The organism is Pseudomonas sp. SMN11 (assembly GCF_052041945.1).
GTDB lineage: Bacteria > Pseudomonadota > Gammaproteobacteria > Pseudomonadales > Pseudomonadaceae > Aquipseudomonas.
On the sequence record NZ_JBKGGW010000034.1, the window covers coordinates 53,133 to 67,238 of the forward strand.

16 protein-coding genes are annotated in these 14,106 nt (G+C 64.6%); 9 read left to right on the forward strand and 7 right to left on the reverse strand.

Going from position 1 to position 14,106, the window contains the following annotated elements; all coding sequences use genetic code 11:
• Positions 1 to 6: 6 nt before the first annotated feature.
• Positions 7 to 1,389 (forward strand): cysteine--tRNA ligase, encoded by a 1,383-nt coding sequence (gene cysS / locus ACLEJU_RS23015; protein WP_435423026.1) that lies wholly within the window; start codon positions 7 to 9, stop codon positions 1,387 to 1,389.
• 120 nt (positions 1,390 to 1,509) lie between these two features.
• On the opposite strand, the gene ACLEJU_RS23020 is transcribed toward cysS, so the two are convergent.
• The 6 genes from ACLEJU_RS23020 to ACLEJU_RS23045 form a co-directional block, all read right to left on the reverse strand.
• The gene (locus ACLEJU_RS23020; RefSeq protein WP_435423025.1) at positions 1,510 to 2,901 is read right to left on the reverse strand and encodes a sensor histidine kinase; all 1,392 of its coding nucleotides are present in this window, start codon (positions 2,899 to 2,901) and stop codon (positions 1,510 to 1,512) included.
• Positions 2,879 to 3,559, reverse strand: a complete 681-nt coding sequence (locus tag ACLEJU_RS23025; RefSeq protein ID WP_103447069.1) for a response regulator transcription factor — start codon at positions 3,557 to 3,559, stop codon at positions 2,879 to 2,881. Before ACLEJU_RS23025 ends, ACLEJU_RS23020 begins: the two co-directional genes overlap by 23 nt.
• A gap of 146 nt (positions 3,560 to 3,705) precedes the next feature.
• Positions 3,706 to 4,725 (reverse strand): branched-chain amino acid aminotransferase, encoded by a 1,020-nt coding sequence (locus ACLEJU_RS23030; protein WP_060514178.1) that lies wholly within the window; start codon positions 4,723 to 4,725, stop codon positions 3,706 to 3,708.
• 158 nt (positions 4,726 to 4,883) lie between these two features.
• A complete protein-coding gene (locus ACLEJU_RS23035; protein ID WP_435423024.1) occupies positions 4,884 to 6,488 on the reverse strand; it encodes an ABC-F family ATP-binding cassette domain-containing protein in 1,605 nt (534 codons plus the stop codon).
• Between the two features lie 164 nt (positions 6,489 to 6,652).
• Positions 6,653 to 7,006 (reverse strand): hypothetical protein, encoded by a 354-nt coding sequence (locus ACLEJU_RS23040; RefSeq protein WP_435423023.1) that lies wholly within the window; start codon positions 7,004 to 7,006, stop codon positions 6,653 to 6,655.
• Positions 7,003 to 7,380 carry a glyoxalase superfamily protein gene (locus ACLEJU_RS23045; RefSeq protein ID WP_435423022.1) on the reverse strand — a complete coding sequence of 126 codons (378 nt, stop codon included), beginning with the start codon at positions 7,378 to 7,380 and terminating at the stop codon, positions 7,003 to 7,005. The genes ACLEJU_RS23040 and ACLEJU_RS23045 overlap by 4 nt, the downstream gene beginning before the upstream one ends.
• 271 nt (positions 7,381 to 7,651) lie before the next feature.
• Between ACLEJU_RS23045 and ACLEJU_RS23050 the strand changes: the two genes are divergently transcribed.
• From ACLEJU_RS23050 to ureG, 8 genes are read left to right on the forward strand one after another with little or no spacing between them, the layout of a single operon-like run.
• The gene (locus ACLEJU_RS23050; protein WP_435423021.1) at positions 7,652 to 8,485 is read left to right on the forward strand and encodes an urease accessory protein UreD; all 834 of its coding nucleotides are present in this window, start codon (positions 7,652 to 7,654) and stop codon (positions 8,483 to 8,485) included.
• 9 nt (positions 8,486 to 8,494) lie between these two features.
• Entirely contained in the window at positions 8,495 to 8,797 is a 303-nt protein-coding gene (locus tag ACLEJU_RS23055) for an urease subunit gamma (protein WP_027916767.1), read from the forward strand.
• A gap of 19 nt (positions 8,798 to 8,816) precedes the next feature.
• Positions 8,817 to 9,134 (forward strand): urease subunit beta, encoded by a 318-nt coding sequence (locus tag ACLEJU_RS23060; RefSeq protein ID WP_435423020.1) that lies wholly within the window; start codon positions 8,817 to 8,819, stop codon positions 9,132 to 9,134.
• Positions 9,131 to 10,834 carry an urease subunit alpha gene (gene ureC / locus ACLEJU_RS23065; protein ID WP_435423019.1) on the forward strand — a complete coding sequence of 568 codons (1,704 nt, stop codon included), beginning with the start codon at positions 9,131 to 9,133 and terminating at the stop codon, positions 10,832 to 10,834. The genes ACLEJU_RS23060 and ureC overlap by 4 nt, the downstream gene beginning before the upstream one ends.
• A 10-nt stretch (positions 10,835 to 10,844) precedes the next feature.
• Complete coding sequence (gene ureE / locus ACLEJU_RS23070) at positions 10,845 to 11,342, forward strand: urease accessory protein UreE (RefSeq protein WP_435423018.1); 498 nt, start codon at positions 10,845 to 10,847, stop codon at positions 11,340 to 11,342.
• Positions 11,343 to 11,366: 24 nt separating this feature from the next.
• Positions 11,367 to 11,912, forward strand: a complete 546-nt coding sequence (locus ACLEJU_RS23075; protein ID WP_435423017.1) for a HupE/UreJ family protein — start codon at positions 11,367 to 11,369, stop codon at positions 11,910 to 11,912.
• Entirely contained in the window at positions 11,912 to 12,586 is a 675-nt protein-coding gene (locus tag ACLEJU_RS23080) for an urease accessory protein UreF (RefSeq protein WP_435423016.1), read from the forward strand. The genes ACLEJU_RS23075 and ACLEJU_RS23080 overlap by 1 nt, the downstream gene beginning before the upstream one ends.
• Before the next feature lie 11 nt (positions 12,587 to 12,597).
• Positions 12,598 to 13,221 (forward strand): urease accessory protein UreG, encoded by a 624-nt coding sequence (gene ureG / locus ACLEJU_RS23085; RefSeq protein WP_027916761.1) that lies wholly within the window; start codon positions 12,598 to 12,600, stop codon positions 13,219 to 13,221.
• 4 nt (positions 13,222 to 13,225) lie between these two features.
• Here the strand turns inward: ureG and ACLEJU_RS23090 are convergent, their stop codons facing one another.
• Positions 13,226 to 13,954 carry a DUF899 domain-containing protein gene (locus ACLEJU_RS23090; protein WP_435423015.1) on the reverse strand — a complete coding sequence of 243 codons (729 nt, stop codon included), beginning with the start codon at positions 13,952 to 13,954 and terminating at the stop codon, positions 13,226 to 13,228.
• Positions 13,955 to 14,106 lie beyond the last annotated feature (152 nt).

The following is a 14,106-nucleotide window of genomic DNA, read 5'->3' on the forward strand; positions in this document are numbered from 1 at the left end:
ATCGCCGTGCTTACCATCTACAACACGCTGAGCAAGACCAAGGAAGCCTTCAAGCCGCTCGATGGCAACAAGGTGCGCATGTACGTGTGCGGCATGACCGTGTACGACTACTGCCACCTTGGCCACGGCCGCAGCATGGTGGCGTTCGACCTGGTGACCCGCTGGCTGCGTAAAAGCGGCTACGACCTGACCTACGTGCGCAACATCACCGACATCGACGACAAGATCATCAACCGCGCCAACGAAAACGGCGAAGCGTTCGACGCCCTGACCGCGCGCATGATCGATGCGATGCACGAAGACGAGCGCCGCCTGAACATCCTCAAGCCGGACCTGGAGCCGCGTGCCACCGACCATATCGCCGGCATGCACGCGATGATCCAGACCCTGATCGACAAAGGCTACGCCTACGCGCCGGGCAATGGTGACGTGTACTACCGGGTCGGCAAGTTCGTCGGCTACGGCAAGCTGTCGCGCAAAAAGATCGAAGACCTGCGCATCGGTGCCCGCATAGAGGTCGACGAGGCCAAGCAGGACCCACTGGACTTCGTCCTCTGGAAAGGCGTCAAGCCGGGCGAGCCTTACTGGGATTCGCCGTGGGGCCCTGGCCGTCCGGGCTGGCACATCGAGTGCTCGGTGATGTCCACCTGCTGCCTGGGCGAGAGCTTCGACATCCACGGTGGCGGCAGCGACCTGGAGTTCCCGCACCACGAGAACGAGATCGCCCAGAGCGAGGCAGCCACTGGCAAGCAGTACGCCAACAGCTGGATGCACTGCGGCATGATCCGCATCAATGGCGAGAAGATGTCCAAGTCGTTGAACAACTTCTTCACCATCCGCGACGTGCTCGACAAGTACCACCCGGAGGTAGTGCGCTACCTGCTGGTGGCCAGCCACTACCGCAGCGCCATCAACTACTCCGAAGACAGCCTGCGCGATGCCAAGGGCGCCCTGGAGCGCTTCTACCACGCACTGCGTGGCCTGCCACGGGTTGCTGCCCAGGGTGGCGAAGCATTCGTCGAGCGCTTCAGCGTGGCGATGAACGACGACTTCGGTACCCCGGAAGCCTGCGCCGTGCTGTTCGACCTGGTGCGCGAGATCAACCGCCTGCGTGACAACGATGTCGACGCGGCGGCTGGCCTGGCCGGTCGCCTGCGTGAGCTGGGTGATGTGCTGGGCGTGCTGCAGCTGGAGGCCGACGACTTCCTGCGTGCCGGTGCCGAAGGCAAGGTCGACGCGGCTGAGGTGGAAGCCTTGATCCAGGCGCGCCTGCAGGCGCGTGCGGACAAGAACTGGGCGGAATCCGACCGCATCCGTGACCAGATCACTGCCATGGGCGTGGTGCTGGAAGACAGCAAGGGTGCCACTACCTGGCGCCTGGCTGACTGATCGGCGTAATTGGGGCCGCTTTGCGGCCCTTTCGCGACAAAGGCCGCTCCTACAGGAGATCGCGTTCACCTTCTGGGAGCGACCTTTTGTCGCGAAAGGGCTGCAAAGCAGCCCCAGTTTTTATTTAGCCAAACCGGCCAATGGGCAGTGCAATACCAGCCTGGCCCCACCCAGCTCGCTCTCGCCAATCTCCAACCCAAACCCGTGCAGGTCGACGATCGCCGCAACGATCGACAACCCCAGCCCGAACCCGGAATGGCGGTGGCCTTCCTCGCTGCGATAGAACCGCTTCAACACCGCAGTCCGCTCCTCTTCGGGAATGCCCGGTCCGCTGTCTTCGATGGCGATGTGCACGCCCAGCTCATCCTGTGTCGCCATGATGGCAACCCGGCCGTCTTCGGGCGTGAACTTGATCGCATTACCCACCAGGTTGGCCAGCGCTTCGAACAGCAGCTCGCGATCACCATGCAGCGCCGGCAACTGGCCAGGCTGCTCTAGGCTCAGGCGGATGCTGCCATCCTCGGCCAGCGGCAGGTAGAAGTCGTGCAGTTCCACCAGTAAGTCGTGCGGATCGAGCTGAACGAAACCCGCGCGGCGCTGGCGGTCTTCCAGCTCGCTGATACGCAGCAGGCCACGAAAGCGTGCCATCAACGTGTCGGTCTCGCCGATCGCCTGGTCCAGCGCTTCGGCTTGCGGCGAGTCGTGCGCGCTCTGCTGACGTATACGGTACAGCTGTGCCCGCAGGCGGGTGAGGGGGGTGCGCAGGTCGTGGGCAATGTTGTCGCAGACGCCTTTGACCTCGTGCATCAGCCGCTCGATGCGGTCGAGCATGGCGTTGACGATGTCCGCCAGCATGTCCAGCTCATCGCGGCGCGCCGACAGCGGCAAGCGGTGGGTGAGGTCGCCAGCGACGATCAGCTCGGCCTGGGCCTGAATGGCACGAATGCGCTTCAGCGGGCGGCGGCGCAGCAGGTACCAGCCGGCGAACCCCGGAATCAGGGTCAGCGAGATGCCCCACAGCAAGGCATGCAGGATGATGCGGGTGACCACGAACAACGAACCATTGTCGCGGAACAGCACCAGCCAGCGGCCATCCTGCACCTGGATCGCCACAGCATCGCAGCTGTCACGTGGCATGTGCGGGTCGTCAGCGTCCAGGCAGCGCTTGAGCTCGTGCACCTTGCCGTCCAGGCCAAGGTCAGGGGGGATCGCGCGAATGCGCCCGCCCACCGGGTTGAACTGGGCGTCGAACAGGCCGTAGGCATCGAAACTGCGCTCTTCGAACGCCTGGCTGGCAATCAGGGCATCGTCCAGCTGCTTGCCGCTCATGTGCGCGAACAGGTGCTGGCGCTGGAGCATGGAGTGGCGGGTGAGCTTGTTCAGGTAACTGGAAACCTCGAAATACAGCACCCCCATGAGGATGCTGCTCCAGGCCACGAACAGGAAACTGTACAGCGCCAACAGGCGACTGGTGGACGAACTCCAGCCCTTAGACGGGTTCAGCAATGGCATAACCCGAGCCCCGTACCGTACGGATCAGCGGCGACTGGCCGGCGGAGTCGATCTTCTTGCGCAGGCGGCCGATGTGCACGTCGATCAGGTTGGTGCCCGGATCGAAGTGGTAGCCCCAGACTTCCTCGAAGATCATCATCCGCGTGATCACCTGGCCGCTGTGGCGCATCAGGTATTCCAGCAGCTTGTACTCGGTGGGCAGCAGGTTGAGGGTGTGCTCGCCGCGGCGGGCCTCGTGGCTGATCAGGTCCAGCTGCAGGTCGGCGACCTGCAGGCGGGTCTGGGTCATGGGCACGCTGTTGCGCCGCAGCAGCACTTCGACTCGCGCCGCCATTTCGTCCGAGGCGAACGGCTTGGTCAGGTAGTCGTCACCACCGGCACGCAGGCCGCGCACGCGCTCATCCACGTCGGACAGGGCGCTGATCATCAGAATTGGGGTTGCGATTTTCAGGTTGCGCAGGGTGGTGACGATCGTCAGGCCATCGACCTCAGGCAGCATGCGGTCTACGGTGATCAGGTCGTAACCGCCGGCAATGGCCTTGGCCAGGCCCTCGCGGCCGTTGTCGGCCCAATCCACTTCCAGGCCGTGGCTGGAGAGTTCGGCGACGATTTCCTGGCCGGTGACGGCGTCGTCTTCGATGGTCAGTACGCGTGGCATGCTCGTTCCTGGGCGTCTATTTGGAGATTTGATTGTGCCAAAGAATAGCCAAACAGCGATTTAAGAAAAATTCATCTACGCCGGGTAAAACAAAACGGGGCATGCCAGTGTCTGGCATGCCCCGTCGGTCAGCGTGGCGCAGCAGTTCAGGCGACCTTGACGATCCAGCCTGCTGGTGCTTCGACGTCACCGCTCTGGATACCGGTCAGCTCGTTATAGAGCTTCTGGGTGACCGGGCCGACTTTTTCCAGGTCGTGGAACACGTGCAGTTTGCCGTTGTACTCGATGCCACCGATCGGGGTAATTACCGCGGCGGTGCCGCAGGCGCCGGCTTCGATGAAGCGGTCGAGCTTGTTGATCTCGACGTCGCCTTCGATCACGGTCAGGCCCAGGCGCGATTGTGCCAGTTCCATCAGCGACAGGCGGGTGATGCCTGGCAGTACCGAGGCCGATTTCGGGGTGACGAATTCGTTGTTGGCGGTGATGCCGAAGAAGTTGGCCGAACCGACTTCCTCGATCTTGGTGTGGGTCAGCGGATCGAGGTAGATGGCGTCGGCGAAGTTGGCTTTCTTGGCTTCAGCGCCCGGTTGCAGGCTGGCGGCGTAGTTGCCACCGACCTTGGCTGCGCCAGTGCCCTGAGGGGCGGCACGGTCGAAGCTGGAGATCTGGAAGTTGTGCGGCTTCATGCCGCCCTTGAAGTACGAACCAACCGGGATGGCGAAGACCGAGAAGATGAACTCGGGGGCGGTGCGCACGCCGATGTTGTCGCCGGTACCGATCACGAACGGGCGCAGGTACAGGGCGCCTTTGCCGTGCGGCGGGACGAACTTCTCATTGGCCTTGACCACTTGCTTGCACGCTTCGATGAACACATCGGTCGGCACCTGCGGCATCAGCAGGCGCGCGCAGCTGCGCTGCATGCGGGCGGCGTTCTGGTCTGGGCGGAACAGGTTGATCGAGCCGTCCTTGCAACGGTAGGCCTTGAGGCCTTCGAAGCACTGCTGGCCATAGTGCAGGGCGGTGGAGCCTTCACTGATGTGCAGCACGTTGTCTTCGGTCAGGGTGCCTTTGTCCCACTCACCATTGCGCCACACGGACAGGTAGCGCTTGTCGGTCTTGATGTAGTCGAAACCCAGCTTGTCCCAGTTAATGCTTTCGTTACTCATGACACCCTCGATTGTCTTGCAAGTGCCCGATCGCTCGGGCTGCTGTTATATGCGCACCACGCCACGATAATACAAACCTTGCGGATCGGGAACCGTGGCAGCGGCCTTGCGTCGCGAAAGGCAACGAAGCACCCCCGGCACGAGGACACGTTGCAGCCCTATTGCGACACAGGGTCGCTCTCACAAACGAGATGCAGGTAGCCGTCAAGTTTGAGACGCTCGAGAAACACTGCATCATGGGAGCTGACCAGCAAGGCCCCCTGGAACTGATCCAGCATGCGCTCCAAGGCTTCCAGCGAAGGCAGATCGAGGTGATTGCCAGGCTCATCGAGCAGCAACAGATCGACCGGTCGCTCGCCATACAGGATGGCGGCCAGTGCCGCCTTGAGCCGTTCGCCACCGCTTAGCAGGCCGCTGGGGAGCTCGATGCGAGAAGCATCCAGGCCCAGTTGGGCCAGGCGAGTGCGCAGGGTGGCCTGGTCCTGCGCCGGGTGGGCCGCTGACAGGTGGTCAAGTGCGCTGTGCCGGCTCGGCAAGGCGCTGCAGTGTTGGTCGAGCAACGCCATTTCGCCGTTTTGGTGGAGTTCGCCCGCCGTGAGCGGCAGATTGCCGAGCAGCACCTTGAACAACGTGGACTTCCCGCTGCCATTGGCTCCGGTCAAGGCCATCCGCTGGCCCAGGCATAGGCGCAGGTCGATCGCCTGGGCGCTGCCCCTGGGCAGTCGCGCCCCTTGCAGCCGCAACACTTCACCTCCCGCATGGCGTCGAGGTGCCGGCGGGTGAACCACGATCAGGCTGTCCTGCTCGACGTGGCGAGCCGCCTCGCATACCTGCGTCTGCAGCCCTTGCAGGGCCGTGCGATGGTCGCGCCGTTGCTTGCCGGCGGTGGCCTGGCTGCGCTCCTGTTGGCGGTCGACGAGAATCTTGGCCTGGTTGGCATGCTTGGCCTGGCGACTGGCGCGTGCCTGGTGGCGTTCCAGGCGTTCGCGTTGGCGCTGCAGTTCACGGGCCTGGTACTGGCGTTCCTGTTTGGCGCGGTCGAGTGCCTGCAAGGCCTGCTCACGCTGCTCAGCCTTGTGCTGCTCATAAAAGTCGTAATTGCCGCCGAACGATTGCAGGCCCAGGCCCGACAGTTCGACGATGCGCGTCATGTGCCCGAGCAGCTCGCGGTCATGGCTGATGACCAGCAATCCCTTGTCCCAGGCCTGGAGCATGCGCAGCAGTTCGGCGCGGCCCTCGCGGTCCAGGTGGTTGCTGGGTTCGTCCAGGATCAGGTAGTCGGCCTCGCTGAGCCAGGCACCCAGCAGGGCGACCCGCATGGCCTGGCCGCCACTGAGGCGGGCGATCGGGTGCTGGTGGTCGAGGTGCCCCAAGCCCAGCAGTTGCAGGTGCTGGTGCAGCTGCTCGCGAATGTTCCAGCGCTCGCCCACGCTCTCGAAATCGTCCGGGTCGACTCCGCCTTGCTCTATGCGCTCCAGCGCGGCGATCACCCCGGCAACCTGGGCCAGGTCGGCCACCCGCGGGCTGTGTTCGATCGCCCGCTGGTCCAGGTAGTGGACCCGCCCATGGCGCAGGCAGCGGCCACTGCTGGGCTCGCGCCGGCCGGCCAGTATCTGCCCGAGCAAGCTCTTGCCCACGCCGTTACGCCCGACCAGGCCGGTACGGCGTTGGTCGAGCGACAGGTTGAGGTCGGTAAACAGGGACCTGCCATCAGGCAAGGCCAGGCAGACGCTGTCCAGCGTCAGGATCGACGTATTCGTCATGCACAACTCCACATATGCCGCGACATCTCCGGGGGCCGGAGGCTGAAGACTGGCCGTCGAAAGGACGGCGGCATCAATGGCGCATTGGACGAATACCTCGTGGAAGTGGATGCGAAAGCCTAACCGAGCGGCGAGGGCGGGTAAAGGCCCGCCTGGCCATTGCCTTAACGCAGGCGCTTGTTCCAGTCACCTGCATGGCTGCGCGAGCAGGCTTCTTCACTGTCGAATCGTACGTGCCAGGCAACGTGGTCCAGCTTCACACCGGCTTCGTCGAGCGCGTGGGCCGTCAGCGCCAGCATGCGCGCCTTGGCCTCACCCGCCAGCGCCGCTGCTTTATCGGCCTCACGCTCGAACACCCAGGTAATGCGCAGGCTGGTGGGGAAGTCATCCGGGGCCAGCCGATGGGTCAGCCAGGTGAAGCCGACGATCTCGCCCTTTGCGGTTTCGCAAGCATCGGTCAGGCAGGCGACCAGCTCGCGCTCCAGGCGCGCCAGGTCGCGCTTGCTCATGGCTTTCACTGGGCATCCTCATCATCGATTTGCTGGCAGAAGCGCAACAGATTGCCGAACGGGTCGCGGATCTGCATCTGCAGGCCCCAGTCGACCCGCTCGGCTTGGGGGCGGGCATAGCCGTACTGCTTGTCCAGCAGTTCGCGCTCCAGTGCCAGCAAGTCTTCGGTACGGGCGAACACGGTCGAGCCTGGGCAGGCATCGCCGTGGTGCTCACTGAGATGCAGGATCAGGCCGTCGCGGTGGATCTGCGCGTACAACGGCAGGTCCGGGCTGAAGCGGTGTTCCCAATCGAGCTGGAAGCCCATGAATTCGAGGTAGAACTCCTTGGCCTTGTCGACCGAGAAGATGCGCAGGACCGGGATGGCGGGGGCGAGTGACATGGCGACTCCTTGGCCGCTGGCAAATGAAAGACTTTAGCGCAGCACCGAAACAGGGCCAAGTGCCGCCCCCGCAATGTGCGCTGCAACCCCGTATGCCCCATGCCAGAGCCATCGCCGTGAAGGTTTCATCTTCATTCACCTGCGTAGTTGGCCCGCAACCTGCTATATCCAGCCAGCGAAATTTGATCGAGTGGTCAGTCTGTTATCACCCACGGGTATGCACTTGACCCTCTTAACGGCCGCCAGGCCACGGAAATAAAGGGGCCGCAGGATGTCATTCGCGGAGCAGATCGTACCATCGGAACAGGACGACGGCTGGAGCGCCCATCTGCAACTGCGCTTCGTTGAGCGCAATGGCGTGACTCGCCTTGGTGCGCGCCGGCATTTCGGCCCGCTTTTGGTGCAGCGCCCGTTCTATCCGGAAGGCGCGCCGTGCCACGTTTATGTGCTGCACCCGCCCGGCGGCATCGTCGCCGGTGACCGGCTGGAGCTGGACATCCATCTCGAGCCCGGCAGCCATGCGCTGCTGACCATGCCTGGCGCCAGCAAGTTCTACCGCAGCATCGGCCCCACCGCGCGGCTGTCCCAGCGTTTCCACCTGCAGGCTGGCAGCACGCTGGAGTGGCTGCCCCAGGACAGCATCTTCTTCAATGGCGCCCGCGCCAGTCTCGACAGCCGCTTCATCCTCGCACCCGGCGCCAGGCTGCTGGCGTGGGAAACCCTGTGCCTGGGCCGGCCAGTGATGAACGAACGCTTCGAGCAAGGCGCATTGGACAGCCGCTTGTGCATCGAGCTGCCAGGCGACCCCGGCCTACACGAGCGCCTGCGCATCGTCGGCGGGCAACTGGCGAAGGTCGGTGGTTACCCGCTGGTCGCCACCTTCTGCGCCTCGCCTGCAGACTCGGCCGTGCTGGAACAGGTGCGCACGCTACTCGATGAACTCGACACCCCCGCAGGCGCGACCTTGCTCGGCTCGCTGCTGGTGATCCGCCTGCTCGACCACGACAACCAACACCTGCAACACACCCTGCAGCGCCTCTGGCATGCCCTGCGCCCGGCCGTTCTCGGCCTGGCCGCGTGCCCGCCGCGCATCTGGGCCACTTGAGAGAGCGCCATGGAGCTGACCCCGAGAGAGAAAGACAAACTGCTGCTGTTCACCGCCGCGCTGCTGGCCGAACGGCGCCTGGCCCGTGGCCTGAAGCTCAACTACCCGGAGGCGGTGGCGCTGATCAGCGCCGCAGTGCTCGAAGGCGCCCGCGATGGGCGCACGGTGGCCGAGCTGATGAGCCTGGGCCGCGAAGTGATCGGCCGCGAGCAGGTCATGGAAGGTGTCGCCGAGATGCTGCATGACGTGCAGGTCGAGGCGACCTTCCCCGACGGCACCAAGCTGGTGACCGTGCACGACCCTATCGTCTGACGTGGAGCAGGAGCCCAGCATGATCCCAGGTGAAATTCAGGTCGCCGCCGGCGACATCGAACTCAACGTCGGCCGTGACACGGTCAGCGTCAGTGTGGCCAACCATGGCGACCGGCCGGTGCAGGTCGGGTCGCACTACCACTTCTACGAGGTCAACGCTGCACTGGTGTTCGAGCGTGAACCGACCCGTGGCTTTCGCCTCGATATCCCGGCCGGTACTGCCGTGCGCTTCGAGCCGGGCCAGTCGCGCACCGTGCAGCTGGTGGCCTATGCCGGCAAGCGTGAAGTGTACGGCTTCCAGGGCAAGGTGAATGGCGCAATGGAGGGCAGGGCATGAGCCGGATTTCCCGTCGGGCCTACGCCGACATGTTCGGCCCTACCGTCGGCGACCGCGTGCGCCTGGCCGACACCGCGCTATGGGTGGAGGTCGAGAAGGATTTCACGATCTACGGTGAAGAGGTCAAGTTCGGTGGCGGCAAGGTCATTCGCGACGGCATGGGCCAGGGCCAGATGCTCGCCGCCGAGGCCATGGACCTGGTGCTGACCAATGCCGTGATCATCGACCATTGGGGCATCGTCAAGGCCGATATCGGCGTCAAGCACGGGCGCATTGCCGTCATCGGCAAGGCCGGTAACCCCGACGTGCAACCGGGCGTGACCGTGCCGGTTGGCCCGGGTACCGAAGTGATTGCTGCCGAAGGCAAGATCGTCACCGCTGGCGGCATCGATTCGCATATCCACTTCATCTGCCCGCAGCAGGTGGAGGAAGCGCTGACCAGTGGTGTCACCACCTTCATTGGCGGTGGCACCGGCCCGGCCACCGGCACCAATGCCACCACCTGCACCCCGGGGCCCTGGTACCTGGCGCGCATGCTCCAGGCTGCCGACTGCCTGCCGATCAACATTGGTCTGCTGGGCAAGGGCAATGCCTCGCGCCCCGAAGCGCTGCGCGAGCAGATCGCCGCCGGCGCGGTGGGCCTCAAGCTGCACGAGGACTGGGGTTCGACCCCGGCTGCCATCGACTGCTGCCTGGGCGTGGCCGAAGAAATGGACATCCAGGTGGCGATCCATACCGATACCCTGAACGAGTCGGGCTGCATCGAAGACACCCTGGCCGCCATCGGTGACCGCACCATCCATACCTTCCATACCGAGGGTGCCGGCGGCGGCCACGCGCCAGACATCATCCGTGCGGCCGGGCAGGCCAACGTACTGCCGTCCTCGACCAACCCGACTCTGCCGTACACGGTCAACACCGTCGACGAGCACCTGGACATGCTCATGGTCTGCCACCACCTGGACCCGAGCATTGCCGAAGACGTGGCCTTTGCCGAGTCGCGCATCCGCCGCGAGACCATCGCCGCCGAAGACATCCTCCACGACATGGGCGCCTTCGCCATGACCTCGTCCGACTCCCAGGCCATGGGCCGGGTCGGCGAAGTGGTGCTGCGGACCTGGCAGGTCGCCCACCAGATGAAGCTGCGCCGTGGTCCGTTGGTGCCGGACACCAGCTATAGCGACAACTTCCGGGTCAAGCGCTACATCGCCAAGTACACGATCAACCCGGCGCTGACCCATGGCATCGCCCATGAAGTCGGTTCGGTAGAGGTCGGCAAGCTGGCCGATCTGGTGCTGTGGTCGCCGGCGTTCTTCGCGGTCAAGCCGGCCCTGGTGATCAAGGGCGGGATGATCGCCACCGCGCCAATGGGCGACATCAACGGCTCGATCCCGACCCCGCAACCGGTGCACTACCGCCCAATGTTCGGCGCCATGGGTGCGGCCCGCCACGCCACGCGCATGACCTTCCTGCCCCAGGCCGCCATGGACCGTGGCCTGCACCAGGAGTTGGGCCTGCAGAGCCTGATCGGGGTCGCCCATGGCTGCCGCCGCGTGCGCAAGGCCGACATGGTTCACAACACCTTGCAGCCGGTGATCGAGGTCGATTCGCAGACTTACCAGGTGCGTGCCGACGGCGAGTTGCTGGTCTGCGAGCCCGCCAGCGAGCTGCCGCTGGCCCAGCGTTATTTCCTGTTCTGAAGGAGTGAAGATGATTGTCCTGACCCGCCGGATCGAGGCATCCGAGACCGTCACCGGTACCGTGACCCTGGACGTCGACAGCCGCATCAAGAGCCGCCTGCGCGTGACCCTGGACGATGGCCGCGAAGCCGGCCTGATGCTCGAACGTGGGCACCTGCTGCGCGGGGGCGAGTTGCTCGCCAATGCCTCGGGAGAGCAGGTGATCCGCGTACTGGCTGCACCTGAGGCGGTGTCGACCGTGCGTTGTGCCGACCCGCACCTGCTGGCCCGCGCCGCCTATCATCTGGGCAACCGCCACGTCCCCCTGCAAATCGATCCGGGCCTGCTGCGCTATCAGCATGACCATGTACTCGACGACATGCTACGCGGCCTTGGCCTGACGGTGGAAGCCGAGCAGGCGCCGTTCGAACCGGAAGCCGGTGCCTACCAGAGCGCGTCTCACAGTCACAGTCACAGCCATAGCCATGGCCACGACCATCCGTTCGTGCGCCTGCCAGCCCATTCCTGAACTCCCCCATTAAAGGAGCACAACATGAAAAAGATTTTCGCCCTTGCCCTGCTGATGGTCGCACTGCCGGCCTTTGCCCACCCCGGTCACGACGGCAACCCGTTGCACGACGGCCTGCTGCACCCGCTGACCGGTCTTGATCACCTGCTGATGCTGCTGGGTACCGGTGTGCTGGCTGCGCTGACCCGACGCAACCTGACCCTGCCGCTGGCTACCCTGGCCTCGATGTTCGCTGGTGCCGTATGCGGCCACCTGTTCGGCGATGTGCTGGGCATGGAAACCCTGATCGCCGTGTCGGTGCTGGTGGCTGCCATTGCGGTGCTGCTGCCGAGCCGTCAGTTGCTGCTGGCCCTGGCCATGCCGGTGTTCGCCCTGTTCCACGGCTGGGCCCACGGGGTGGAAGCCACGCCGAGCGCCTTCTGGATGTTCAGCGCCGGCTTCGTCACCGTCAGTGGCCTGCTGCTGGCCGTCGGCTTTGGCGTTGGCTGCCTGCTGCGCCGCCACAGTGGCCTGCAGAAGGCCTTCGGTGGCGGCATGCTGGCCGGCGCCGCACTGGTGCTGGCCGGTTGATGAACAGCGACCTGGCACTGCTGCGCCTGCTGCAGCTGGCCAGCCCCGGCCTGCCGGTGGGTGGATTCACCTACTCGCAAGGGTTGGAGTGGGCCGTCGAGGCCGGTTGGGTGCAGGGCACTGCCGGCTTCAGCGCCTGGCAGCGCGAGCAGATGCACGACACCCTGGCCTGCCTGGACTGGCCGGTGCTGGCGCGCCTGTACCGCGCCTGCGAGGCGAGCGATGCGCAAGCCTTCAGCCACTGGAGCCACTTTCTGCTGGCCAACCGCGAAACCGCCGAGCTGCGCCTGGAAGAACAGCAGCGCGGTTCGGCCCTGGCGCGCCTGCTCGATGGCTGGCAGCTGGGCCAGGATCCGGCCTGGCGCGCCAGCCTCGAACTCAGCCAGCTCGGCGGCATGGCCTGGCTCGCCGCGCATTGGCAGATCTCGCTGCGTCAGCTCGCCCTCGGCCATGCCTTCGCCTGGCTCGAGGGTGCGGTGATGGCCGGGGTCAAGCTGGTGCCGTTCGGCCAACAGGCGGCACAGACCCTGCTGCGCGACCTGGGCGCCGAACTGCCCGGCGTGCTGGATCAGGCACTGGCATTGGCCGACGACCAGCTCGGCGGTGGCCTGCCGCTGCTGGCAATTGCTTCTTCGCGTCACGAAACCCAATACACCCGTTTGTTCCGTTCCTGAGGACTGCTTCCATGCAAAGCTATCAGCAACCCCTGCGCGTCGGTGTCGGCGGCCCGGTCGGTTCTGGCAAGACCGCGCTGCTCGAATGCCTGTGCAAGGCCATGCGCGATCACTACCAGATCGCCGTGGTGACCAATGACATCTACACCAAGGAAGACCAGCGCATCCTCACCGAGGCCGGCGCTCTGGAGCCAGAGCGTATCGTCGGCGTCGAGACCGGCGGCTGCCCGCACACTGCCATTCGCGAAGATGCCTCGATGAACCTGGCCGCCGTCGAAGCGCTGGCGCGCAAGTTCGGCAACCTTGAAGTGATCTTTGTCGAAAGCGGTGGCGACAACCTCAGTGCGACCTTCAGCCCGGAGCTGGCCGACCTGACGATCTACGTCATCGACGTGGCCGAAGGTGAGAAGATCCCGCGCAAGGGTGGGCCCGGCATCACCAAGTCGGATTTCCTGGTGATCAACAAGACCGACCTGGCGCCTTACGTCGGCGCCTCGCTGGAGGTGATGGAGCGCGATACCCAGCGCATGCGCCCGCAGCGGCCCTGGACCTTCAGCAACCTGAAGAAGGGCGAAGGCCTGCAGGCGGTGATCGACTTCATCGTGGAGCGGGGAATGCTGGGCGTGAGGGGCTGACCCTTCACGTGTGGCAGCAGTGCGGTTTGTCGGGTTGTCCTTCATAGCGATCATGATGCCGCACCCAGTCCATGGTCCCGGCCTCATTGCGCCCCAGTGGCGCGATGTCGAGAAAGTTGTAGGTGTTGACCAGGATGTCCAGGCCGCGGGCGTAGGTGGAATAGGTATGGTAGAGCGTCCCGTCCGCTTCTTTGTAGAAGGCGCTCAGGCCTGGCAGCTCAGCTTCGTTACCGGTGTACGGCTCGTAGTTGTACTGGCGTTTGCCCTCGGTGCCCACGCTGACGCCGAAGTCCTCGTTGAATCCGCTGCCGTGGGATGAATACCAGGGGAATCGCCAGCCCATGCGCTGGCGAAAAGCCTGGAATTCAGGGTAGGGCGCGCGCGACACGGCGACCAGCGAGACGTCGTGATGGGCCAGGTGCAGGTTGGCGCCATCGAAATGATCGGCGAGGAACGAGCAGCCTGGGCAGCCTTCGCTCCAGCCCTCGGCAAACATGAAGTGATAGACCAGCAGCTGGCTGCGCCCGGCAAACAGGTCGGCCAGGCACAGTTCGCCGTCCGGGCCCTGGAAGCGGTAGGGCTGCTCGACCTTGACCCAGGGCAGGGCACGCCGGGCAGCAGCCAGTTCATCGCGCTGATGGGTGAAGGCTTTTTCGTGCAGCCACAGCTGACGGCGGGCGGCCAGCCATTGCTCGCGCGAGGTGGTCGGGTGTTTTTGATCAGGGGTGCTCATGGTGCTGACTCCGCGTAGGGGGTTCAGCTAGTGGTCGATTTGAGGGGATGGGGAATCGACAATATTTGTGGAAGGGTGACGAGTGGTTGGGGGAAGACGAGAGATTTTTAGCGGATGTGGGGGGGGGAGAAGACCACACAGAACTCCACCCC